General features: G+C 70.3%; 16 protein-coding genes and 1 riboswitch. Of the genes, 14 read left to right on the top strand and 2 right to left on the bottom strand.

Features of this window, described 5'->3' with window-relative positions:
- Positions 1 to 182 precede the first annotated feature (182 nt).
- The 4 genes from IEX49_RS03945 to IEX49_RS03930 all read left to right on the top strand — a co-directional run bounded on the left by IEX49_RS03945 (position 183) and on the right by IEX49_RS03930 (position 5,924).
- The gene (locus IEX49_RS03945; RefSeq protein WP_188804428.1) at positions 183 to 1,031 is read left to right on the top strand and encodes a sugar phosphate isomerase/epimerase family protein; all 849 of its coding nucleotides are present in this window, start codon (positions 183 to 185) and stop codon (positions 1,029 to 1,031) included.
- A 150-nt stretch (positions 1,032 to 1,181) separates the two neighbouring features.
- Positions 1,182 to 2,981, top strand: coding sequence for an FAD-dependent oxidoreductase (locus tag IEX49_RS03940; protein ID WP_188804426.1), 1,800 nt, complete (start codon positions 1,182 to 1,184; stop codon positions 2,979 to 2,981).
- Between the two features lie 50 nt (positions 2,982 to 3,031).
- Positions 3,032 to 3,919 (top strand): shikimate dehydrogenase, encoded by an 888-nt coding sequence (locus IEX49_RS03935; RefSeq protein WP_188804424.1) that lies wholly within the window; start codon positions 3,032 to 3,034, stop codon positions 3,917 to 3,919.
- Between the two features lie 22 nt (positions 3,920 to 3,941).
- Positions 3,942 to 5,924, top strand: coding sequence for a sugar phosphate isomerase/epimerase and 4-hydroxyphenylpyruvate domain-containing protein (locus tag IEX49_RS03930; RefSeq protein ID WP_308421909.1), 1,983 nt, complete (start codon positions 3,942 to 3,944; stop codon positions 5,922 to 5,924).
- 154 nt (positions 5,925 to 6,078) lie between these two features.
- Here IEX49_RS03930 and IEX49_RS03925 read toward each other — a convergent pair whose 3' ends face one another.
- Positions 6,079 to 7,596 carry a DHA2 family efflux MFS transporter permease subunit gene (locus IEX49_RS03925; protein WP_188804422.1) on the bottom strand — a complete coding sequence of 506 codons (1,518 nt, stop codon included), beginning with the start codon at positions 7,594 to 7,596 and terminating at the stop codon, positions 6,079 to 6,081.
- 211 nt (positions 7,597 to 7,807) lie between these two features.
- On the opposite strand from IEX49_RS03925, the gene IEX49_RS03920 reads away from it, so the two are divergent.
- The 5 genes from IEX49_RS03920 to IEX49_RS03900 all read left to right on the top strand — a co-directional run bounded on the left by IEX49_RS03920 (position 7,808) and on the right by IEX49_RS03900 (position 13,519).
- Positions 7,808 to 8,173, top strand: a complete 366-nt coding sequence (locus tag IEX49_RS03920) for a hypothetical protein (protein WP_188804420.1) — start codon at positions 7,808 to 7,810, stop codon at positions 8,171 to 8,173.
- Between the two features lie 68 nt (positions 8,174 to 8,241).
- Positions 8,242 to 8,336: riboswitch (SAM riboswitch) on the top strand.
- A gap of 102 nt (positions 8,337 to 8,438) precedes the next feature.
- Positions 8,439 to 9,746: an acyl-CoA dehydrogenase family protein gene (locus IEX49_RS03915; RefSeq protein WP_188804419.1), complete on the top strand. Its 1,308-nt coding sequence runs from the start codon at positions 8,439 to 8,441 to the stop codon at positions 9,744 to 9,746.
- Positions 9,746 to 11,188 carry an MFS transporter gene (locus IEX49_RS03910; protein WP_229672211.1) on the top strand — a complete coding sequence of 481 codons (1,443 nt, stop codon included), beginning with the start codon at positions 9,746 to 9,748 and terminating at the stop codon, positions 11,186 to 11,188. Before IEX49_RS03915 ends, IEX49_RS03910 begins: the two co-directional genes overlap by 1 nt.
- Positions 11,185 to 12,558 carry an LLM class flavin-dependent oxidoreductase gene (locus tag IEX49_RS03905; protein WP_188804417.1) on the top strand — a complete coding sequence of 458 codons (1,374 nt, stop codon included), beginning with the start codon at positions 11,185 to 11,187 and terminating at the stop codon, positions 12,556 to 12,558. Before IEX49_RS03910 ends, IEX49_RS03905 begins: the two co-directional genes overlap by 4 nt.
- A 100-nt stretch (positions 12,559 to 12,658) precedes the next feature.
- Positions 12,659 to 13,519, top strand: a complete 861-nt coding sequence (locus IEX49_RS03900) for a siderophore-interacting protein (RefSeq protein ID WP_188804415.1) — start codon at positions 12,659 to 12,661, stop codon at positions 13,517 to 13,519.
- 88 nt (positions 13,520 to 13,607) lie between these two features.
- Here IEX49_RS03900 and IEX49_RS03895 read toward each other — a convergent pair whose 3' ends face one another.
- Positions 13,608 to 14,282, bottom strand: a complete 675-nt coding sequence (locus IEX49_RS03895; RefSeq protein ID WP_188804413.1) for a biliverdin-producing heme oxygenase — start codon at positions 14,280 to 14,282, stop codon at positions 13,608 to 13,610.
- A gap of 212 nt (positions 14,283 to 14,494) precedes the next feature.
- On the opposite strand from IEX49_RS03895, the gene IEX49_RS17005 reads away from it, so the two are divergent.
- The 5 genes from IEX49_RS17005 to IEX49_RS03870 all read left to right on the top strand — a co-directional run bounded on the left by IEX49_RS17005 (position 14,495) and on the right by IEX49_RS03870 (position 21,276).
- Positions 14,495 to 16,684 carry an HtaA domain-containing protein gene (locus tag IEX49_RS17005; protein WP_188804411.1) on the top strand — a complete coding sequence of 730 codons (2,190 nt, stop codon included), beginning with the start codon at positions 14,495 to 14,497 and terminating at the stop codon, positions 16,682 to 16,684.
- Positions 16,685 to 16,818: 134 nt separating this feature from the next.
- Positions 16,819 to 18,027 carry a heme/hemin ABC transporter substrate-binding protein gene (locus tag IEX49_RS03885; protein ID WP_188804409.1) on the top strand — a complete coding sequence of 403 codons (1,209 nt, stop codon included), beginning with the start codon at positions 16,819 to 16,821 and terminating at the stop codon, positions 18,025 to 18,027.
- Positions 18,024 to 19,226, top strand: a complete 1,203-nt coding sequence (locus tag IEX49_RS03880) for a FecCD family ABC transporter permease (protein ID WP_229672209.1) — start codon at positions 18,024 to 18,026, stop codon at positions 19,224 to 19,226. The genes IEX49_RS03885 and IEX49_RS03880 overlap by 4 nt, the downstream gene beginning before the upstream one ends.
- Positions 19,226 to 20,038, top strand: a complete 813-nt coding sequence (locus IEX49_RS03875; RefSeq protein WP_188804407.1) for a heme ABC transporter ATP-binding protein — start codon at positions 19,226 to 19,228, stop codon at positions 20,036 to 20,038. Before IEX49_RS03880 ends, IEX49_RS03875 begins: the two co-directional genes overlap by 1 nt.
- 35 nt (positions 20,039 to 20,073) lie before the next feature.
- On the top strand, positions 20,074 to 21,276 hold the full coding sequence (locus IEX49_RS03870; protein WP_188804405.1) for a siderophore-interacting protein: 1,203 nt from the start codon (positions 20,074 to 20,076) through the stop codon (positions 21,274 to 21,276).
- Positions 21,277 to 21,315: the final 39 nt, after the last annotated feature.

Raw genomic sequence — 21,315 nt, 5'->3', positions numbered from 1 at the left:
GCCCGGAGGGTGTGTGAGTCCTGAGCGTGAGCCGCGGTCGTTGTGACCCGCTTCACCGGAAATCCTGTTCAATGGGACGCATGGTGGCCCCCCGCGTGTGAAGCGGGTTACATGAGGGGCGACGCGGGTTGCCTGCGTTCCACCGCACCATCCCTCGCCCTTCAGAAAGTGGGTCACCCCTGATGCCAGCAGCCAACGGACGCCTGATCGGCCTGGCACCCCTGTCACTGCTCTCGGTGGCGCCTCCGAACCTCCTGCAGCACGCGGCCGAGGCCGGCTTCGACTTCGTGGGGGTCCGCGTGCGCCCGGTGACCGCGGCGGAGAAGCCCTACGATATGCAGCCGGGATCCCCGCTGCTGGCCGAGACACTGGCGCGGATGGCGGACACGGGAGTGGGGATCAAGGACATCGAATTCCTGCTGCTGGACGGTACGGATCAGCGGGACGCCTGGCTGCGGATGTTCGAGGCCGGTCAGGCACTCGGTGCCGAGTCGCTGACCGTGGCCTGCGGAGATCCGGACCTCTCACGTGCCCGGGACACCCTGGCACAGATGGCGGAGGACGGGCGCGCCTTCGGGATCAGCCCCGCGCTGGAGCCCATCAGCTATCAGACGGTCGCCTCGATACCGATGGCGGACGAGTTCGCCGTGCACGCCGGCTGCGACATCCTGGTGGACACCCTGCACGTGGGCCGGTTCGGGGGAACCATGGAGGAGCTCTCCGCCGCCGCCTGCCGAGCACCGCTCGTGCAGCTCTGCGACGCCCCGGCCGAGCGCCCTGCCGACCGCGAGGGCCTCGTGGAGGAGTCCCGGTCCGCTCGCCTCGTCCCTGGCGAGGGAGGCCTGGAGCTGGCCGGAGTCCTGGCCGCACTGGAATCCGGGCTGGCGCAGACGCCGCGGGCCGGCACCCAGTTGCCCGTCTCGCTGGAGGTCCCGAACGACGCCGCCGTTGCGCGCCTGGGAGCCCAGGGCTGGGCGGATCACCTGAAGACCGCCGCCCTCACCCTCCTCGGTGAGCGCGCGATGCGCTGACCAGCCCGCCACCACCCCTGGCTCCGCCCTTCAGTCCATCCACTCCCACGTCCGGCTCGCGCCTGGCCCGCCAGCGGCCGGCCCGCGTGGCACCAGGGCCTTCCGTGCCCACCGTCAGAAATCCGCAGCAAGAGAAGTGAGACCGCTCCCATGCCCCAGACCGCAACCCCCTACCTCCTGTCCGAGGAAGAGGCCCTCACGCTGGACGTTCCGGTGGAGGACGTCGACGTCCTGGTCGCCGGGTCCGGCGCCGGGGGACTGGCCGCGGCCATCACGGCGGCCTATCACGGCCTGTCCGTGATGGTCGCTGAGAAGGCACCGGTCTGCGGCGGCGCCACGAGCTGGTCCGGTGGCTGGGCCTGGACCCCCGGGACCGCCCTGGCCCGGGCCGAGGGCGTGGACGAGGACCGCGAGCAGTTCCGCGCCTACCTGCGGGCCGTGCTCGGTGACCGCTACACCGAGGCCGCGGAGGAGAAGATCGACGCGTTCCTCGAGGCCGTGCCCCACATGGTCGGGTTCTTCCACACCAAGACCTTCATGCGCTTCGTCACCGGGGCCAAGATCAACGACATCTACGGCGACCTCCCCGGCGCGGGCACCGGCAACCGCTCCGTGGGCCCGGCACCCGTGAACGCCAAGGAGTTCGGACCGGCGCTGCTGAAGAAGATGCGCCGCCAGTACTACCCCACCTCCTTCTTCGGCATGGGCATCATGGCCGGCCCGGACCTCTCCACCTTCCTCAAGGCCTCGAAGCTCAAGCCCGAGGGCTGGATCCACTCGGTCAAGCGCGTGGTCCCGCACATGCTGGACATGGTCACCCGGGGCCGATCCATGCACCTGGTCAACGGCACGGCCCTGACCGGCCGCCTGATGAAGTCCGCGGACGACCTCGGGGTGGACATCCGGGTCAACTCCCCGGTCCAGGGCCTCGTCCGGTCTGCGGACGGCCGCATCACCGGCGCCATCGTCGGCTCGCCCGACGGCGGCCGGTACATCCGCGCGCAGCGCGGCGTGGTCCTGGCGACCGGAGGATTCCCGCAGGACGTGGGCCGGCGTCGGGAGGTATTCCCCCGGACGCCGACCGGCAACGAGCACTGGACGCTGGCCCCCGAGGAGACCACCGGGGACGGCCTGGACCTGGCGCTGGCCGCGGGCGGCGTGTTCGACGCGGACATGAAGGCACCGGCGGCCTGGTGCCCCGTATCCCTGGTGCCGTACCCGGGCAACCGGCATGGCGTGTTCCCGCACATCATGGACCGTGCCAAGCCCGGATCCATCGGCGTGCGCCGTGATGGCCGACGCTTCGTGAACGAGGCCAACGGTTACTACGACTATGTGGACGGCATGCTTGCGGCCACGCCGGAGGGCGAACCGGTGGAGTCGTGGCAGATCGCCGATTCCACTGCCATCCGGCGGTACTCCCTGGGCTTCGCCAAGCCGATCCCGATGCCGCTGACCCCCTACCTGAAGACCGGATACCTCGTGAAGGGGGAGACGCTCCAGGAGCTGGCCGAGAAGTGCGGGATCGACCCGGAGGGGCTGACCCGGACGGTGGCCGAGTTCAACGCGAACGCCCGGCGCGGCGAGGACCCGGAGTTCGCCCGCGGCGCCACGGCGTTCAACCGGTACGGCGGCGACCCCGAGGTGGGCCCCAACCCGTCCCTGGCCCCGCTCGAGAAGGGCCCGTTCTACGCGGTTCACGTGCGCCCCGGATCCTTCGGCACCTTCGCCGGGATCGCCGCGGATGCCAAGGCGCGGGTGGTGGATGCCAACGGTGCCCCCATCGAGGGGCTGTACACGGCGGGCAACGACCACGCCTCGATCATGCGCGGCTTCTACCCTGCCGGTGGCATCAATCTCGGCCCCGCCCTGACCTTCGGGTACGTGGCCGGCCGTGACCTGGCCGGCGTCACCGAGTACGAGGACGACGGTACGCAGGCCCCGGCCTGACGGGGCTACCGTTAAGGGTCACCGGGCATGAACACGAGAATGGAGTACGCATGAGCACCGTCGGGGAATCGTATCTGGTCGGACTGATCGGGGACGGGATCACGGCGTCGCTGAGCCCGCCCATGCATGAGAAGGAGGGCCGCGAGCACGGGCTCCTCTACCTCTACCGTCCGGTGGACGTGGCGGCGCTGGGCTTCGAGGGCCAGGCGGCGCAGGACGAGGCGCCGCGGCTGCTGGAGTACGGCCGGAGGCTGGGCTTCAACGCGTTCAACATCACCCACCCGTTCAAGCAGACCATCATGGAGCACCTGGACGAGGTGGACGAGGATGCCCGCAACCTCGGCGCGGTGAACACCGTGGTGTTCGAGCACGGCCGTTCCGTGGGCCACAACACCGACTACTCCGGCTACATCACCGGACTGAGGAACACCCTGACGGATCCCGACCTGGGTTCCGTGGTCCAGCTCGGCGCCGGCGGGGCCGGCTCGGCCGTGGCCTACGCCCTCCTGCGGGCCGGGGCGGGCAAGCTCACCCTGATCGACCTCGACCTCGAGAGGGCCACCGCCCGCGCCGCCGACCTGCAGGAGCAGTTCCCGGACCAGCAGGTCACGGCCCGCCCGCACGCCGAGCTGCAGGACGCCCTGGCCACCGCCACCGGCTTCGCCCACTGCACGCCCGTGGGGATGCACACCCATCCCGGCATCCCGGTGGACGCGGCGTGGCTGCGCCCCGAGCTGTGGGTCTCGGACGTGGTGTACCTGCCGGTGGAGACCGAACTGGTGGTGGCGGCCCGCGCGGCCGGCTGCCAGGTGGTGGACGGTGGGACGATGGCCGTGGGCCAGGCCCTGGACGCCTTCGGTCTGATGACGGGGCTCACCGCCGATCCCGAACGGGTGCGTGCCCACTTCCTCGAGCTCGTCGCCGCGAAGCAGGGCTGAGAACCGACGTAGGGTTAATGGCATGAGCCAGAGTGTCCCCGCCGTCAACGCCGCCAATGCCGCCATCGGCGTGAACGCAGAGCCCACCCGTATGTCCCGTACCTCGATCGCCACCGTCTGCCTCGCGGGCACGTTCGAGGAGAAGATGCGGGCCGCCGCGGAGGCCGGCTTCCACGGGATCGAGGTGTTCGAGCCGGACCTGGTGGCCTCGCCGCTGTCCCCGGAGCAGGTCCGCGACCTCGCCGCGGAGCTCGGCCTGACCCTGGACCTCTACCAGCCGTTCCGGGACCTGGAGGGGGTGGAGGAGGGCGTCTTCCAGAACAACCTGCGCCGGCTCGAGGGCAAGTTCCAGCTCATGCAGCGCCTCGGCGTGGACCTGATCCTGCTGTGCTCCAACGTCGGCACCGCCACGAGCTGGGAGGACGAGGTCGCGGTGGACCAGCTCCGCCGCGCTGCTGATCTCGCCGCCCGCTACCAGATCCGCATCGCCTACGAGGCGCTGGCCTGGGGCCGGTTCGTGAACACCTACGAGCACGCCTGGTCCCTGGTGGAGCAGGCCGACCGGCCTAACCTCGGCGTCTGCCTGGACTCTTTCCACATCCTCTCCCGCCGCGGCGACGTCAGCGGCTTCCGGGAGATCCCGGGGGAGAAGGTGTTCTTCGTGCAGATGGCGGATGCGCCGATCATGCTCATGGACGTGCTGTCCTGGTCCCGCCATCACCGCAACTTCCCGGGTGAGGGTGGCTTCGACCTGGTCACCTTCATGCGGGAGCTCTACGCGACCGGCTACACGGGGCCGATCTCCCTGGAGGTCTTCTCGGACGTCTACCGTCAGACGGAGTCCGTGCGCACCGCCCGGGAGGCCATGCGTTCCCTGCAGTGGCTCGACGACGCCCAGGCGGGGGAGGCACCCGCACGCCCCACCGGCTGGGACTTCGCCGAGGTCCGCGCCGCGGAACCCGCGGACCTGGCCGAGGTGCTGACGCAGTTGGGCTTCGCGGACCACGGACGCCACCGCACCAAGGACGTCCACCTCTTCTCCGCCGGCCACGCCCGCGTGGTCACCAACGACCGCACCGAGGCGCCGCTGGAACACGCCGGTGGCTCCGTCATCGCCTCGATCGGCCTGCAGGTGCCGGATCCCCGGACCACCGCGGACCACGCCCGTGCCCTCCACTACCCCAAGGCCTGGCGGGCCAACCGCGCGGACGAGATGGTGCTGCGCGGGGTGCAGGCCCCGGACGGCACCGAGGTCTTCCTGGCGCCCACCTCGGCCGCCGCACCCCAGTGGGTGGCCGAATACGGCCGGAACGACGGCGGCCGGGTCACCGGCACCGCAGCGTCCCGTGACGCTGGGGCGGGAACGGAGGCGGCCGGCGTCGTGGCCGGGGACGGGCTGATCCTCGGGATTGACCACGTCAACCTGGCCCAGCCCTGGCAGTGGTTCGAGGAGGGTGTGCTGTTCTACCGCTCGCTGTTCGGGCTCGAGGCGCAGGTCAGCAATGACGTCCCCTCACCGCAGGGCCTGGTGCGCTCCGAGGTGATGCGCACGCCGGACGGTGCCGTCCGGATACCGCTGAACCTCATTCCGCACGGCCTGGACCCGGGGCGGTCCTCCACCACCCGTACGGTCACCGGCCAGATCGACCACGACGAACTCCGGCTGAAGGCCGCGTATCCGCAGCATGTGGCGTTCCTGGCCTCGGACGCCGTCGAGGTGGCGCGCCGGGCCCGTGCCCGGGGACTGCGCATGCTGCCCGTCCCCTCGAACTACTACGAGGACCTGGCCGCACGCTTCGCCCTGGACGAGGCCTTCCTCGCCGAGCTTCGGGAGAACGACGTGATGTACGACCGGGACGAGGGCGGGGAGTTTCTGCACTTCTACACCCGCACCGTGGGCACCGTGTTCTTCGAGGTGGTCGAGCGCCGCGACGGCTACGAGGGCTACGGCGCCGGTTCCGCACCGGTCCGGCTGGCGGCCCAGTACGACCTGGACCGCCAGTAAACCGTCCGCCCCGCCCCCGCCCCGTTTTGAGTCGACTTGGGGTGGGCCATGATGCCAAACACCCACTCCAAGTCGACTGAAAACGCCCCGCTCCGCCCCGGCATTCGGGGTAGAGCGGGGCGTTTTCGACCGCCAGACGGACGGACGAGGTGGGTCAGTGGACGGGTGTGGTCTCCGGGGCGGGCGCCGGGGAGTGGGCCACGGCATCCGGCTCCTCATCGGCCGGGACCGACTTCACGAAGAAGGATCCGGCGAAGGCCACGAGCGCGATGACCGCGCCCCACACCATGGCGTTGTGAATACCGGACATGGTGGCCTCGACCACATCGGCGCCCGCGGCGGTACCGGCGAGGGTGGCCGTGGTCATGACGGTGATGAACACGGCGGTGCCGGCGGCACCTGCGACCTGCTGCAGGGTGGACAGGATGGCCGAACCGTGGGAGTACAGCCGGCGCGGCAGGGAGCCGAGCGCCGCCGTCATCAGCGGGGAGAACATGAAGGACAGGCCCGCGTTGAGCAGCATGTGCCAGGCGATGACCGTTCCCTGCCCGCTGTCCGCTGCCAGGGTGGTCATGCCCCACAGTGCGGTGGCGACGATGGCGGTCCCCGGGATCACGAGCGGGCGCGCGCCGACGCGGTCGAACAGTCGGCCGACGAAGAGGCCCATCACGCCCATGAGCAGGCCGCCGGGGAGCAGGGTCAGCCCGGTGTGCATGGCATCGAGGCCCAGCACGGTCTGCAGGTAGATCGGCAGCGTGATCAAAGTGCCGAACATGCCCATCATGCCAATGCACATCATCACCAGGGCCATCGTGAACGTGGAGGTGCCGAAGGCCCTGACATCCAGCAGCGCGTGGTCACGCAGGCCGAGTTGGCGCCAGGTGAACACCGCCAGGGAGACGATGCCCACGGCGAGCGGGATCCAGGGGGTGATCAGCGCACTGCCCTCGGCGGCGGAACCGATGCTGCTCAGGCCGAAGACCAGCCCGGCGAAGCCGAGCGCGGCCAGCACCACGGAGAGCACGTCCAGCGGCAGGCGCCGGGTCTCCGTGACATTGCTGATCATAGTGGCGCCCAAGACGAGCGCGATCGCGGCGATCGGGAGCATGATCCAGAACATCCAGCGCCAGTTGAGCGCGTCCAGGATGATACCGCCGAGGGTGGGACCGATGGCTGGGGCCACGGCGATGACGATGGAGATGACGCCCATGGTCCGGCCGCGGCGGTTCGAGGGGACCACGTTCAGCACAGTGGTCATCAGCAGCGGCATCATGATGGCCGTGCCGATCGCCTGGACCACGCGGCCCAGGACCAGGGTGAAGAAGGTCGGCGCGACGGCGGCCAGCAACGTGCCGAGCAGGAAGCTGGACATCGCGATGATGAATACCGTGCGAAGGGGCAGGCGGGTCAGCAGGTAGCCGGTGATCGGGATGACCACCGCCATGGTCAGCATGAACGCCGTGGTGATCCACTGGGCGGTGGAGGCTCCGATGGCGAACTCGGACATCAGGTTCGGCAGCGCCACGGACATGATGGTCTCATTGAGGATCACCACGAAGGCCGCGGCGACGAGCAGCGAGATGACTCGGCTGGCTCCCGGAGGAAGGCTGGAAGACGTGGGCGGCAGAGCAGCGCCGGCGGGGGTGGTCTGGGGTTTCTCAGTAGCCGGCATGGTCTACGGCGTTCCTCTCTTGACAAGCACGTGGAGCCAGTGGGCTCCGGGAGTGCAACACTCGTACAGTGTGCCGTTATTCCCGCCGATTCTCCGTATCCGTTAGTGCGGTGCTGTAGAGGCCTTGGTCACGGTGCGCCCGGCCTGAGCGCCGCTGGCAGCCTGGCGCCAGACATCGGGCGGGCCACTCGGGGGTGCTACCGTCTGCGGCATGACGCTTCCCGAGGACTGGATCGAGCACCGTCGCGAGGACGGTGAGCCCGTCGGCTGGATCGTTCCCGACGGCGGCGGGTTCCGTCCCATGGACATTCTCGGCCGCCCGGTGGGCGACGCACCGGTGGACTGGTTGGAGGCCGAGGAGGCACTCGACGCGCGGGGCCTCGGCTTCCTCGCGGAGCGTCACCGGCTGCGGTTGGCCGATGGGGCCGAGCGCCCCGTGCGCATCAGCCAGGCGAGCCCCGACGGAATCGTGGTGGTTGCCGACGAGTTCGGGGCCGCCTCCGCCGTGGGCGCCCAGGCCGAGGTGTTCCACCTCCCGTTTCCTGCGCCAGAGGACTTGCTCCTCAACGAGGGCTGACGTCTTGTGTGAAGCGACGTGACGCGAGACACAGCACTTGAGCGCCGATGTCCGTTAACGTGGGCGGGTAACCATCCAGAGCGGCCGAGAGACCTGGCTCGTCGACGCCGCAGCAACCCGTGGGGATTCCCCAGCCGGGTGCTACCGCCAGGACCGATGGAGATCCCACGGCTCAAGCGGTTCCCTGAACGATGCCGCTTCGAATGACCCGCACGGTCTGTTCCCCGCCACGGGAATCCTTCGGTGAGACCGAGAGGACCACCGAATGACCGCAACACCCCGCACCATCGCCGCCGTCCGGCCCGGCGTGAACCTCAGTGAGGGCCTGCCCACGGACTACGCCGGACTCAAGAGGCACTTCCAGCCGCTCTTCGAGGACATCGCGGCGGGGTCCCTGGCCCGGGAGCTCAACCGCGAGGTGCCCTTCGACGCCGTGCGGAGCCTGGACGAGGCCGGTTTCGGCACCCTGCGGGTCCCGGGGGTCCACGGCGGTCCGGAGGTCAGCCTCCAGGACTTCTTCCACCTGCTGATCGACCTGGCCGAGGCTGACTCCAACGTGGCCCACATCTACCGCTCCCACTACGGCTTCCTCGAGGCCCTGCGCTTCCAGCCGCGGGACGTCCAGGACGCCTGGTACCCGCTGGTTCTGGCCGGCGCCACGGTGGGCAACGCCTCCACGGAGAAGGGTGGCAATGCGCTGGGCGGTCTGAACACCACGCTGACCCCGACCGCCGGCGGCATGGAGCTCAACGGGCAGAAGTTCTACGCCACCGCCTCCATCTTCTCCGACTACACGCGCGTCTCGGCCGCCCGTTCCGACGCCGACGGCAAGCTGCTCGACGGCCGTCAATTCGCCGTGGTGGCCACGGACGCCGAGGGGGTGGCCCTGGAGGACGACTGGGACGGCTTCGGCCAGAAGCTCACGGGCACTGGCACGGCGACCTTCACGAAGGTCACGGTCCCCGCCCACGGGGTGCTCGACCGGGTACCGGGGTCCGCCGAGGCCGTTCACGAGGCCGCCTTCTTCCAGCTCGTGCTGCTGGCCGTCCTGGCCGGAATCGCCCGTGCCTCCCGCCGGGATGCCGTGGCGACCATCGCCTCCCGCAAGCGCACCTTCAACACCGGATCCGGCCTGCCGTTCCGCGAGGATCCGCTGATCCAGGAGGCCGCCGGCCGCATCGCCGCGAAGGCCTTCACCGCCGAGGCCACGGTGCTCCACGCCGCCCGAGCGCTGGATGCCGGCATCGCCGCCGCCCAGACCGTCGGGGCCGACCGCCCGGACTTCACCGGAGACGTCCCCGCCGAGCTCTACGGCTCCGAGCTGGCCATCGAACATGCCACCATCACGGTGCCAGAGCTGGGCATCGGAGCCGCCCAGGACCTGTTCCTCACCGTGGGCGCGTCCGCCACCTCCACGAAGAAGGCCCTGGACCGCCACTGGCGCAATGCCCAGACCGTGGCCACGCACAACCCCATCGCCTTCCGGGCCCGGTCCCTGGGGGACTACTGGATCAACGGGACCCTTCCCGAGGGCCTCAACGCGATCGGCGATGCGAAGGGCGGCCAGGGCTGATGGGCGCCACGAACATCCTCTCCGGCAAGAAGCGGGTGCTGGCCTCCGCCTTCGCCGGCACCACCATCGAGTGGTACGACTTCTACCTCTACGGCACGGCCGCGGCGCTGATCTTCAACGTCCAGTTCTTCCCGATGGCCACCGAGCTTGGCGGGATCGTCGCCTCCTTCGCGACCCTCGCCGTCGGGGTGATCGCCCGGCCGCTGGGCGGGATCATCGCCGGCCACCTGGGGGACCGGATCGGCCGCAAGGCGCTGCTGGTCGCATCCCTGGTGCTGATGGGGGTGGCCTCCACCCTGATCGGTCTGATGCCCACCTTCGAGGTCATCGGGTGGTGGGCCGTCGTCGGGCTGGTGTTCCTGCGGATCCTCCAGGGCCTGTCCGCCGGGGCCGAATGGGGCGGTTCGGCGCTGCTGAGCGTGGAGCACGCGCCGGCACGGCACCGCGGCTTCTTCGGATCCTTCACCCAGATCGGCTCCTCCGCCGGCATGCTGCTGGCCACCGGGGCGTTCTTCATCATGCAGAACGTGATGAGCGCCGAGCAGTTCGCCGCCTTCGGCTGGCGCATCCCGTTCCTGCTCTCCGCCCTGCTGGTGGCTGTGGGCCTGTGGATCCGGCTCGGCGTGGCCGACGCCCCCGAGTTCCTGGAGCACCGGGCTTCGGGCAACGTGGCCAAGGCGCCCCTGAAGGAGCTGCTGGTCCACCACCGGCGGCCGCTGCTGGTCACCATCGGGCTGCGACTGGCCCAGAACGCCATCTACTACCTCGTCACCGTGTACATGCTGACCTACCTCAGGGACGTGCGCGGGGACAGCGCCTCGGGCGTGACCGCGGTGATGGTGGCCTCGGCGATCGGCCTGTTCTCCACGCCGTTCTGGGGCTGGTTGTCCGACCGGATCGGCCGCCGGATCCTGTCCGCGGCCGCCTATGCCGCCATCGGCGTCTTCGGCTGGGTCCTCTTCGCCTTCCTCGACGCCGGCCCGCTCGCGTTCCTGCCCCTCGTGGTGATCCTGGGCATCAATCTCATCCACGACGCGATCTACGGGCCGCAGGCGGCGTGGTTCGCCGAACAGTTCCCCGTCCACGTCCGGTACTCGGGGGTGAGCCTGGGCTACCAGGTCGGCACGGTCCTGGGCGGCGGGCTGATGCCGATGATCGCCGCCCTGCTGTTCGCCGCCGGCGGGGAGGCCCCGTGGCTGATCGCCGGTTACCTGACGGTGCTGTCCGTCATCTCCGTCGCCGCCGCGCTCGCGGCGAAGGATCCGGCCAGCCGGCAACGCGGCACGGAGCTCACGGACCTGCACGCCGTCCCGGTGGTGGGCGATCCCACGCTGTCCTCCGAGCACCATGCCGCAGCCAGCACAGCAACAGGCACCACAGCAGGAACCGCAACGGACCCCGATCGCCCCACCGAGAGCACGTCTGAAAGGACGACTGTATGACCCGCCCCCTCCTCCTGAACGCCTTCGACATGATGGTCCCCGTGCACCAGTCGCCGGGCCTGTGGAGGCACCCGGAGTCCGGGGTTTCGGGGTTCGACACCCTGGGGTACTGGACCGGACTGGCCCGCACCCTGGAGCGGGGCGGGTTTGCGTCCCTCTTCCTGGCGGACATCCCCGGCGTGTATGACGTCTACCGGGACTCCACCGACGCCACGCTGCGCGGCGGCGTGCAGGTTCCGCTGCTGGACCCGCTCGTGGTGGTGCCCGCCATGGCCGCCGTGACAGAGCGCCTCGGCTTCGGGATCACCGCCTCCGTCACCTACGAGGCTCCGTACCTGCTGGCCCGCACGTTCGCCACCCTGGACCACCTGACCCGCGGCCGCATCGCGTGGAACGTGGTGACCTCCTACCAGGACTCGGCGGCCCGGAACCTCGGCATGGACCAGCAGATCCCGCATGACGAGCGCTACGACCGTGCGGACGAGTACCTGGAGGTCATGTACAAGCTCTTCGAGGGATCCTTCGAGGCGGGAGCCGTGGTGGCCGACCGGGAGCGAGGCGTCTTCGTGGACCCGGAGAAGGTCCACCCCGTGGGCCACCGTGGCCGGTTCTTCTCCGTGCCGGACCAGGCCCTGACCCATCCCGGCCCTCAGGGCACCCCCTTCCTGTTCCAGGCGGGGGCCTCGAAACGGGGCCAGGACTTCGCCCTGGACCACGCCGAGGCCATCTTCCTGATCGGCAACACCACCGCCCTCGTCCGCCAGTGGGTGGATGACATCCGTGCCGGGCTGGCCGAACGCGGGCGTTCCCGGGACGCGATCCGGATCTTCACCATGGCCACCGTGGTGGTCGCGGACACGGACGAGGAGGCCCAGGCCCGGCTCGAGGGCTACCGGGAGTTCGTGGACATCGACGGCGCCCTAGCCCTGTTCGGCGGATGGACCGGCGTGGACCTGGACGGCTCGGACCCGGACGCCCCGTTGGAGTACATCAAGACCGAGGCGAACCAGTCGGCGCTCGCGGCCTTCACCAAGCTGTCGCCGGACCGGACCTGGACCGTCCGGGACCTCGCCGAGTTCATCGCCGTCGGCGGCCGCGGACCGGTCATCGCCGGCTCCCCGCAGACCGTGGTGGACGAGCTGATCCGTTGGCAGGAGGCCACGGACGTGGACGGTTTCAACATCTCGGCGGCCGTCCGCCCGGCGGACCTCGAGCGGTTCTCAGACCTGGTGTCTCCGGAGCTGCGGCGGCGCGGACTGCTGCCGGAAGAACCGGCCGAGGGGGCCGGCGTCGGGACCCTCCGCGAGGTGATCCTGGGCGACGGCCCGCGCCTGGCGGACGACCACCGGGGGGCCGCCTTCCGGCGCTGAGAACCGCCCGGATTCCGCCCGCCGGGTAACTGCAGGGGGTGCCGGCGCGAAATGACGTACGGTCGAACTGAATGCGTCATCGACTCCGAAAGAGGACTCCATGTCTACGTCCCCCTCCGTCCGCGGTGGTGCCCGTCCTCCGCGCCAGCCCAAGCCGCCGGTCCTGCTCGAGGTGGTCGCCACCGAGCGGATCAGCGCGCACCTGGTGCGCCTGACGCTGGGTGGGCCGGGGTTCTCGGACTATCAGGACAAGGACGCCACGGACAAGTACATCAAGCTGATGTTCGCGGACCCGGCCCTGGGCCTGACGATGCCCTATGACATGGAGAAACTCCGCGAGTCCCTGCCCCCGGAGAAGATGCCCGTGCGCCGCACCTACACGGTGCGGTCCGTGGACCACGACGCCGGCACCCTCACCGTCGACTTCGTGGTGCACGGGGACGAGGGCCTCGCCGGCCCCTGGGCGGCCAACGCCAGTATCGGCGACCCCGTCACCTTCGGCGGTCCCGGGGGGATGTACCTCCCCGATCCGGCGGCCGACTGGCACCTGCTGGCCGGGGACGAGTCGGCCGTTCCCGCCATCTCCTCCGCGCTGGAGGCCATGCCATCGGATGCCGTCGGCCTCGCCATCATCGAGGTCACCGGGCCGGAGGACGAGGTCGCCCTGACCGCCCCGGAGGGCATCGAGGTCACCTGGCTCCACCGCGGCGGCATCTTCACGCCGGAGTCCACCACGCTGGCCCATGCGGTCATCGAGGCGCCGTGGCGCGAGGGTGACGTCCAGGTCTTCGCGCACGGTGAGCGGGAGATGGTGAAGGACCTGCGCCGCTACCTCGCGGACGTCCGCGGCGTGGATCGCCGGCGGATGTCCCTGTCCGCCTACTGGGCCTACGGCCGCGCCGAGGAGGCCTTCCAGGCTGAGAAGAGCGAGCCGATCGGGCAGATCTTCCCGGACGCGTAGCGGGTCTCGTCGTTCCGAAGCGTCATGGGCCTCACTGTGGCCCTGGTGTCCGCAACCCTGGCCATCCGCAGCCCTGGGCGCCAGCTGCTCAGGCGGCGACGCCGGCCAGCCTGCGGGACAGTCCGTCCAGGTCCCGGAACATGTCCTTGTTGAATTGGAAGCCTCGGGATGCCTCTTCGATGAAGGCATCCTCCTGTTCCGGCGTCAGGCCGAGTGAGTCCAGCTTCAGCCGGTAGCCGTCCTTGTAGACCTTGGGCTTCTCGATCCCCTCGAACCGGTACATGGCCAACTGGTCCGGGTTCAGCCCGTAGTGGCGGGACACCATCTTGCCGATGGCCTGACCGCCGGAGAGGTCGCCCAGGTACCGCAGGTAGTGGTGGGCGGCGAGCCGGGCGTGGTCATGCTCCACTTCGGCGATGCGCCGCACGTAGGCCCGCGTGGACGGCAGCTCGGCGGGGGCCTCGTCCAGGCCGGCCGCGGGCATCAGGTTCGCCAGATCCTGCCGGATGAAGGGGGCCCGCTCGAGTGCGGGGTCGAACAGGTCCGCCACGGGGCCCGGGGAGGTGACGCGGGCCAGGGCCACGGAGTCCTCCAGCTGGTGATAGATGTGCTCGTACTGGGACAGCAGGAGGGCATAGTCCCGGGCTGAGCGACGTCCGCCCATGAGATCGGTGATGAACGTGGAGGTCTCGGCCTCGTGGTGGTCGGCCTGGGTCAGCTCGCGAACGCGGGCCGAGAGGGTCGGTACGGGGGTGGCGGTCATGTGACGCCCTTTCGGAAGGTGCCGGTGCGGGGGTGCGCGGCGTGACTCACGTCATCTTCGCAGACAACTTGTGATTTGTTTAGGTAAGGCTTACCTTAACGTTAGCTGAATGCGCCACACAACCGTTTCGTAATGCGCTCGGCAGGCATCTCACTAGCACCTTTGGACGGTCCGCGCCTTCTGTGCCGGGCCGTTCCCACGGAGAGGACTCCATGAAGACCCCCATTCACCGACGCGTCCTGCGCTGGGTGGCCATGGCCACCGCAGTGCTGCTCGCCTCCTTCGGGCTCACGGCTCTGCCCGCCAGCGCCGCCCCCACCGTCTCCATCACCGAGGCCCCCGACGGCGGCGGGCAGGTCACCGTCTCGGGTGCCGGTTTCTCCGCCGAGGCCCCTGGCATCTACCTCGGCATCGGCCCCAGCGGCCTGCCCGGCTTCTACCAGGGCAGCGGCAGCCTCCTGGAGGACCAGACCGTCTACGTCAGCCCCACCGCTGAGGTGGGCGACTCCGAGATGGGCCGTACTGAGCGGATGCAGGCCGACGGCACCTTCACCTTCACCACCACGCTGCCCACGGAGCCCGAAGGTGGCCTGGCCGCCTACACCTCCAAGGCCCACGGTCAGGGCTTCGCCGATCCGTCACAGAACTCCATCACCCCGATCACGTACGCCGAGCCGGCCCCGGCCGCCCCGCCGGCGCTGACCGCGACGGAGGTGCCCGCCGCCGGCGGTGAGTTCGCGGTGACCGGCACCAATTTCTCCACGGAGGGCCCCGGCGTCTACCTGGGCGTCGCCCCGACCTCCGCCGGCGGTTTCTACGCCGCCGCGAACTCAGGGGCCATCAGCCAGGCGGACACGGTATATGTCCCCGCCGCACGGATCTCCGCCGAGGGGTCCTTCACGGCTACCCTCACGGCCCCCGCAGGCGACGGCACCTCCTACTCCGTGTTCTCCTCCAAGGCCCATGGCCAGGGCGTCGGCGACCCGTCCCAGGACGCCAGCGTCGTGTTGGAGTTCGCCCCTGCTCCGACTCCGGAGCCGACGCCGGAACCCACGCCGACCCCGACGGATGGGCCGTCCACTCCGGCTCCGACCCCGACGGATGAGCCGTCCACCCCGGCTCCGGACAACGGCGCCCCCCGGGTCACCGCCTCCGCTCCGGACAACGACACGGTCACCGTCAAGGGCGCCGGCTTCTCCACCGCGGCGCCCGGCATCTACGTCGGACTCGGCGAGGCCGGACAGGCCGGTTTCTACCAGGCCTCCTCCGCGGGCGTCCTCGTGGAGGGGCAGACCGTGGCCGTTGCCACGGAGTATGAGAACGGGTCGATCGATATGGGCCGCACCGCCAAGCTCAACGCGGACGGTTCGTTCTCCCTGTCGGTGACCCTGCCCTCCGGTGCTGATGCCTCCGACTATGCGATCTACACCTCCAAGGCCCACGGTCAGGGACGCACCGACACCTCCCAGGACGTGATCGTGCGACTGTCCGACACCGCGCCCTCGGAAGGATCCGGCACCCCTGGCGCCGGTGAGGACAACAGCGGCGCCACCCCGGCACCGGCCCCGACGTCCCCGAACGCCTCCGGAGGCCAGGGGACCGGTGGCGGAAACGGCACGGTGACCGGCAACGGCAGTGACAACACCGATGGCCAGCCCGGGGCGAGCGATACCAAGCCGGTCTACCAGACCGTCTGCGCGGCCAACGAGGTCTCCGGTGCCACCCTGAACTGGGGGCTCAAGTCCTCCTTCCGCAACTACATCCGCGGCGGCATCGCCCAGGGCGGCTGGACCCTCGGCGGCGGCGCGTCCTACGCGGGCAGCGCCTTCACCTTCGGTGGCGGCAACGGCTCCTATGCCAAGGACTCCCGCACCGGCACCGTGACCTTCGGCGGTTCCGTGCACTTCACCGGGCATGACGGCGTGCTGGACATGAACCTGTCCAACCTCCGGTTCAAGCAGACGAGCCCGTCGTCCGCCGTGATCATCGCGGACGTGACGTCCTCGTCCATGGAAGGAGACGGCTTCAGCCGGAGCAATGTCACCTTCGCCACCGTGAACACCTCGAACCTGTCCGTCGGTCAGAACAGCGTCTCGCTCAACGGTGCCAGTGCCACCCTGACGGCTGCCGGCGCGGAGGCCTTCGCTGGCTTCTACGAGGCCGGTACCGCGCTGGATCCGATCAGTCTCACCCTGCCGCTGGGCGAGGGCACGGACTGCCAGCAGGTCCTGGTCAAGGACGGAACCGGCCAGTACGCCACCGGCCAGGAGCCCGGCTCTGTGCAACTGGCCTCCACCGGCGCGGAGACCACCGGGCTGATCGCGGCCGGTGGCGGGCTTCTTGCCCTCGGCGCTCTGGCACTGGTCCTGGCCCGGCGCCAGCAGGGCAGCCACGCCGCCTGACCCGGCGACGTGGTAGAGCTGACCACCACCCCCATCGGTCCGCCTTCCGCGCGTTGAGCGCGGCAGGCGGACCGGAACCACACCTGACCCGGCCGGGCCTCGGATCCCTCGGGGCCCGACCTAGGACTTCCACCATGACTCCCATGCACCCCTCCCGGCAGACCCGGCCCACCGGCCGGCGTCGTGCCCTGGCCGGAACGGTGACCGCCACCCTGCTGGCCATCACCGTGGCCCTGACCGGCTGTGGCGCCACCGGCGCCCCCTCGGACGCGGCGACGTCCGGCTCAACCCCGGCAACGACGAGTTCCGCCGGCGGTAGTGGCACCGGCGCGACCTCCGCATCCCCAGACGTCACCGCCTCCGCAGACGCCTCCGAGGCTCCGGCGCTCGACCTGCCGGATCCCGCCAGCATCGAGGGCCCCTCCACGGCCGAGGCCGTCGCCGAGATCCTGCCGATCGAGAACCCCCAGACACCCGAACTGCCCGTCACCGTCACGGACCACGACGGCCAGGACGTGACGATCGAGAGCGCGGACCGGATCCTCGCGCTTGACCTCTACGGCACCTTCTCGGACATCGTGACCGGTCTCGGTCTCGGCGACCGGTTGGTGGGACGGACTTCCTCGGACACCTCGTCCGCCATGGCGGACCTGCCCCTGGTCACCTCCAGCGGACACGACCTCAATGCCGAGGCCATCCTGTCCCTGCGCCCAACCGTCGTCCTGGCGGATACCACCCTCGGCCCGCCCGAAGTGTACGACCAGCTCCGTTCCGCCGGCATCACCCTGGTGATGTTCGACCCGGACCGCAGTCTGGAGACCAACGAAGACATGATGGTCCAGGTCGCCCGGGCCCTCGGTGTCCCGGAGGCCGGCGAGGCCCTGGTCGAGCGCTACGACGCCGAGATGGAGACCGCCCAGGCCCGGATCGAGGCCCTGGTGCCGGACGACGAGGCGGACCTGGTCAGCGCCGCGATCCTCTACGTGCGGGGAACCGCCGGCATCTTCTTCGTCATGGGCAGCGACTCCGGCGGTGACGTGGTGGAGAGCGTCGGTGCGCTCAACGCAGCCGAACAGGCCGGCATCACCGGCACCAAGCCGGCCAATGCCGAGGCGCTGGCCGCCCTGAACCCGGACGTCATCCTCGTCATGGCCGACGGCCTGGAGTCCACCGGTGGACTCACCGGCCTGCTGGAGCGTCCCGGAGTCACCCAGACCGCGGCCGGTCAGAAGCAGCGCATCGTGGACGTCCCGGACGGACAGCTGATGTCCTACGGGCCCCAGACGCCCCAGGCGCTCGTGGCCCTGGCCGAGGCTGTGTACAACCCCGAGGGTGCCCGGTGACCGTCTCGGAGACCCGTCGGGAGGCCGCCGTGGAAAGTGCGTCGCCCGGACGAGCCCGGTCCACGGTGAACGCCACGGCGCCCGACGGCGGCGCACCCACCGGGGGTGGCCACGGAGTCCAGTCCGGTGCGAACGGCTTCCGCGCGGGCAGGGGCACCCGACCGCACTCTGCGGCGCGGACCGCGGTGACCGGCGTCGTGCTGCTGGTGCTGCTGCTGGCCGTGCTGGTGCTCTCCGCCGGAGCCGGGCAGTTCCCCACCGCTCCCTCCGAGGTGATCGGCTCGATCTGGCGCGCGGTGACCGGCACCTCGGCAGCCACCCCGGACGAGACGCTGCTGGACTCCACCCTGTGGAACATCCGCTTCCCGCGGCTGTTGCTCGGGGTGATCGTGGGCGCCGCCCTCGGGGTGGCCGGGGCCCTGATGCAGGGGGTGTTCAGCAACCCGCTGGCCGAACCCGGGATCATCGGCGTGAGCTCCGGTGCCGCCGTGGGCGCCTGCGTGGTCATCGTGTTCGGGTTGACCGCCGCCGGCGGTTGGGTGCTGCCGTTGGCTGCCTTCCTCGGCGGGATGCTGGTCACCTGGCTCGTCTACCTGCTGGCCACGTCCGGCAACCGGGCCATGGTGCTGACGCTCGTGCTGACCGGAATCGCGGTCAACGCCGTGGCCGGCGCCATCATGTCCTTCCTCGTCTTCCTCGGGGACACCGCCAGCCGTGAACAGATCGTGTTCTGGCAGATGGGTTCCCTGAATGGGGCCACCTGGACCGCAGTGGGCACCGCCGGTCTCGTGTTCCTGCTGGGCGTCGTCGTGGCCATGTCCCTCCGCAGCCAGCTGGACCTCCTCTCCCTCGGCGAGCGGCCCGCCCAGCATGCCGGAGTGAACGTGGGGCGGCTGCGCGTGGTGTCCATCATCGCCGTGGCCGTGCTCACCTCCGCCGCCGTGGCCTACGCCGGGCTCATCAGCTTCGTGGGGCTGGTGGTCCCGCACGCCCTGCGGCTCGTGATCGGCCCCTCCCACCGGGGCCTCATCCCCCTCTCCGCCCTGGGTGGGGCCATGCTGCTCTCGCTCGCTGACGTGGCCGCGCGCACCGTCATCCCCTTCGCCGACATGCCGATCGGCATCTTCACCGCCGTGGTCGGAGGACCCGTGTTCTTCATCCTGTTGCGTCAGTCCCTGAAGAGGCAGGGGACCCTCTGATGCTCGAGGCACAGGACGTCCACGTGGAGATCAACGGACGCCAGATCCTGCATGGGGTCAGCGTGGACCTGCGCCCCGGCGAGGTCACCGTGGTGATCGGACCCAACGGCGCCGGCAAGTCCACTCTGTTCTCCGTGCTCTCCGGGGACATCCAGCCCAGCAGGGGTGCCGTCAGCCTGGACGGGACGCCAGTGGCTCGGTGGAAGCCCCAGGACTCCGCCCAGCGCCGGGCCGTGATGGTCCAGGACTCCGGGGTGTCCTTCCCCTTCACCGTCCGCGAGGTCGTGGAGATGGGACGCAACGCCTGGCGGCGCACCGAACGGGCGGACCAGGACCAGGACGTGGTGGACGGCGCGATCGCCGCCGTGGGGATCGAACACCTGCAGGGGCGGACCATCACCGTCGTCTCCGGTGGCGAACGCCAGCGCACGGCCCTGGCGAGGGTGCTGGCCCAGGAGGGCCGGACCGTGCTGCTGGACGAGCCCGTCTCCGCCATGGACATCGCCCACCAGGAACGCACCCTGATGCTCTGCCGTGAGCTGGCAGCGCACGGTGCCGCGGTCGCCGTCGTGCTCCATGACCTGGACTCCGCCGCCGTGTACGGGGACCGGATCGTGGTGCTGGACCAGGGGCGCGTGGTGGCGGACGGGCCCGCCGCCGAGGTCTGCACCGCGGAGCTGCTCAGTGAGGTCTACGGGACGCCGATCCAGGTGCTCGAGTTGGACGGTGTGACCCGCGTGCTGCCCGAGCGGTCCGGGGTGCGGCGGCTGGCGGACGCGCCTATCGGCTCCTCGGCGCAGACCCTAGGCTGAACTGGAGGCACGATGACGTGCCACAGGAAGGACCCATGGGCAGCACAGACGAGAGTGTTCCGACGGCTAGGAATCCAGCGGCACCGAGCGCGGCGACGGGCGAGAGTTCCGAGCCGGGCGCCGAGGAAGCGTACGAGCGGTACCGTGCGGCCCGGGAGCGCTATGCCGTGGCCAAGTACGAGTACAAGGCGGCGCAGTACGCCCTGAAGGCAGCCAGATTGCGCGAGCAGGGGGCGGCCGGCGGCACCGTGGGCAAGAGCGGGAAGCGAGACAAGCGGGACAAGTACGGCAAGTGTGGCAAGGACGAGCACCATCACCGCCGACGCCACCGGCACGGCGGGCGTCAGGAGCGTAGCGAGTACGGCCAGCACGGCCAGCACGGCCACGCGGAGGGCGATGACCGGCGTGGCGTGGCGGGGCGCGGGGCGCTGGGGCCGGTGGAGACCCGCGATTCGTCGGACCGCCGCAAGGGCCAGCAGGTGGTCCTGGACGTGGTCTCCACCGAGCGGCTGGGGGAGCACTTCCAGCGGCTGACCCTCGGCGGGCCGGGGTTCGCCGACTTCCGGGACAACCGCTTCACGGACAAGTACGTCAAGATCCTCTTCGTGGACCCGGCCCTGGGGCTGACCCCGCCCTACGACGTGCAGGCGTTGCGCAAGTCACTGCCGAAACACCAGCGCCCCGTCCGCCGCACCTACACGGTGCACTCGGTGGACACCGAGGCTGAGACCGTGGTGATCGACTTCGTGCTGCACGGGGACTCCGGGGTGGCCGGACCGTGGGCGGCGGCAGCGCAGGTGGGGGATCCGGTGGCCTTCGCCGGCCCGGGCGGCAAGTACGCCCCGGACCCGACCGCCGACGCTCACCTGCTCGTGGGGGATGAGTCGGCTCTGCCGGCGATCTCCGCCGCGCTGGCCGCGTTGCCGGATGGCGCCGCAGGGCAGGCCTTCATCGAGGTGGGCGGACCCGCCGACGAATGGGAACTGACGGTGCCCTCCGGTGTGGAGGTGACGTGGCTGCACCGTGGCGGCGAGTACCGGCTCGGGCGCTCGCAGCTGGCGGCCACCGTGGAGGGGATCGGCCGGTCCGAGTGGCCCGCAGGCCGAGTGCACGCCTTCGTCCACGGGGAGAAGTCCATGGTCAAGCGCCTGCGCCGGCACCTGACCGAGGAGCGCGGCGTGGACCGGAGGATGCTGTCCCTGTCCTCGTACTGGACCTACGGCAAGGCCGACGACTAAGCCGCCCGGCCTCGTTGAGCCTGGAGCGATTCACACATT

The organism is Citricoccus zhacaiensis (assembly GCF_014645315.1).
Classification (GTDB): domain Bacteria; phylum Actinomycetota; class Actinomycetes; order Actinomycetales; family Micrococcaceae; genus Citricoccus; species Citricoccus zhacaiensis.
This window is presented reverse-complemented; position numbering and strand designations above follow the sequence as displayed.

Bases quoted from the DNA above. Each gene is read 5' to 3' on its own strand.
- IEX49_RS03910 (WP_229672211.1), top strand. From the start codon at position 9,746: ATGGGCGCCACGAACATCCTCTCCGGCAAGAAGCGGGTGCTGGCCTCC.
- IEX49_RS03885 (WP_188804409.1), top strand. From the start codon at position 16,819: ATGACTCCCATGCACCCCTCCCGGCAGACCCGGCCCACCGGCCGGCGT.
- IEX49_RS03940 (WP_188804426.1), top strand. From the start codon at position 1,182: ATGCCCCAGACCGCAACCCCCTACCTCCTGTCCGAGGAAGAGGCCCTC.
- IEX49_RS03925 (WP_188804422.1), bottom strand. From the start codon at position 7,596: ATGCCGGCTACTGAGAAACCCCAGACCACCCCCGCCGGCGCTGCTCTG.
- IEX49_RS03900 (WP_188804415.1), top strand. From the start codon at position 12,659: ATGTCTACGTCCCCCTCCGTCCGCGGTGGTGCCCGTCCTCCGCGCCAG.
- IEX49_RS03920 (WP_188804420.1), top strand. From the start codon at position 7,808: ATGACGCTTCCCGAGGACTGGATCGAGCACCGTCGCGAGGACGGTGAG.
- IEX49_RS03905 (WP_188804417.1), top strand. From the start codon at position 11,185: ATGACCCGCCCCCTCCTCCTGAACGCCTTCGACATGATGGTCCCCGTG.
- IEX49_RS03945 (WP_188804428.1), top strand. From the start codon at position 183: ATGCCAGCAGCCAACGGACGCCTGATCGGCCTGGCACCCCTGTCACTG.
- IEX49_RS03915 (WP_188804419.1), top strand. From the start codon at position 8,439: ATGACCGCAACACCCCGCACCATCGCCGCCGTCCGGCCCGGCGTGAAC.
- IEX49_RS03870 (WP_188804405.1), top strand. From the start codon at position 20,074: ATGGGCAGCACAGACGAGAGTGTTCCGACGGCTAGGAATCCAGCGGCA.
- IEX49_RS03930 (WP_308421909.1), top strand. From the start codon at position 3,942: ATGAGCCAGAGTGTCCCCGCCGTCAACGCCGCCAATGCCGCCATCGGC.
- IEX49_RS03895 (WP_188804413.1), bottom strand. From the start codon at position 14,282: ATGACCGCCACCCCCGTACCGACCCTCTCGGCCCGCGTTCGCGAGCTG.
- IEX49_RS03875 (WP_188804407.1), top strand. From the start codon at position 19,226: ATGCTCGAGGCACAGGACGTCCACGTGGAGATCAACGGACGCCAGATC.
- IEX49_RS03935 (WP_188804424.1), top strand. From the start codon at position 3,032: ATGAGCACCGTCGGGGAATCGTATCTGGTCGGACTGATCGGGGACGGG.
- IEX49_RS17005 (WP_188804411.1), top strand. From the start codon at position 14,495: ATGAAGACCCCCATTCACCGACGCGTCCTGCGCTGGGTGGCCATGGCC.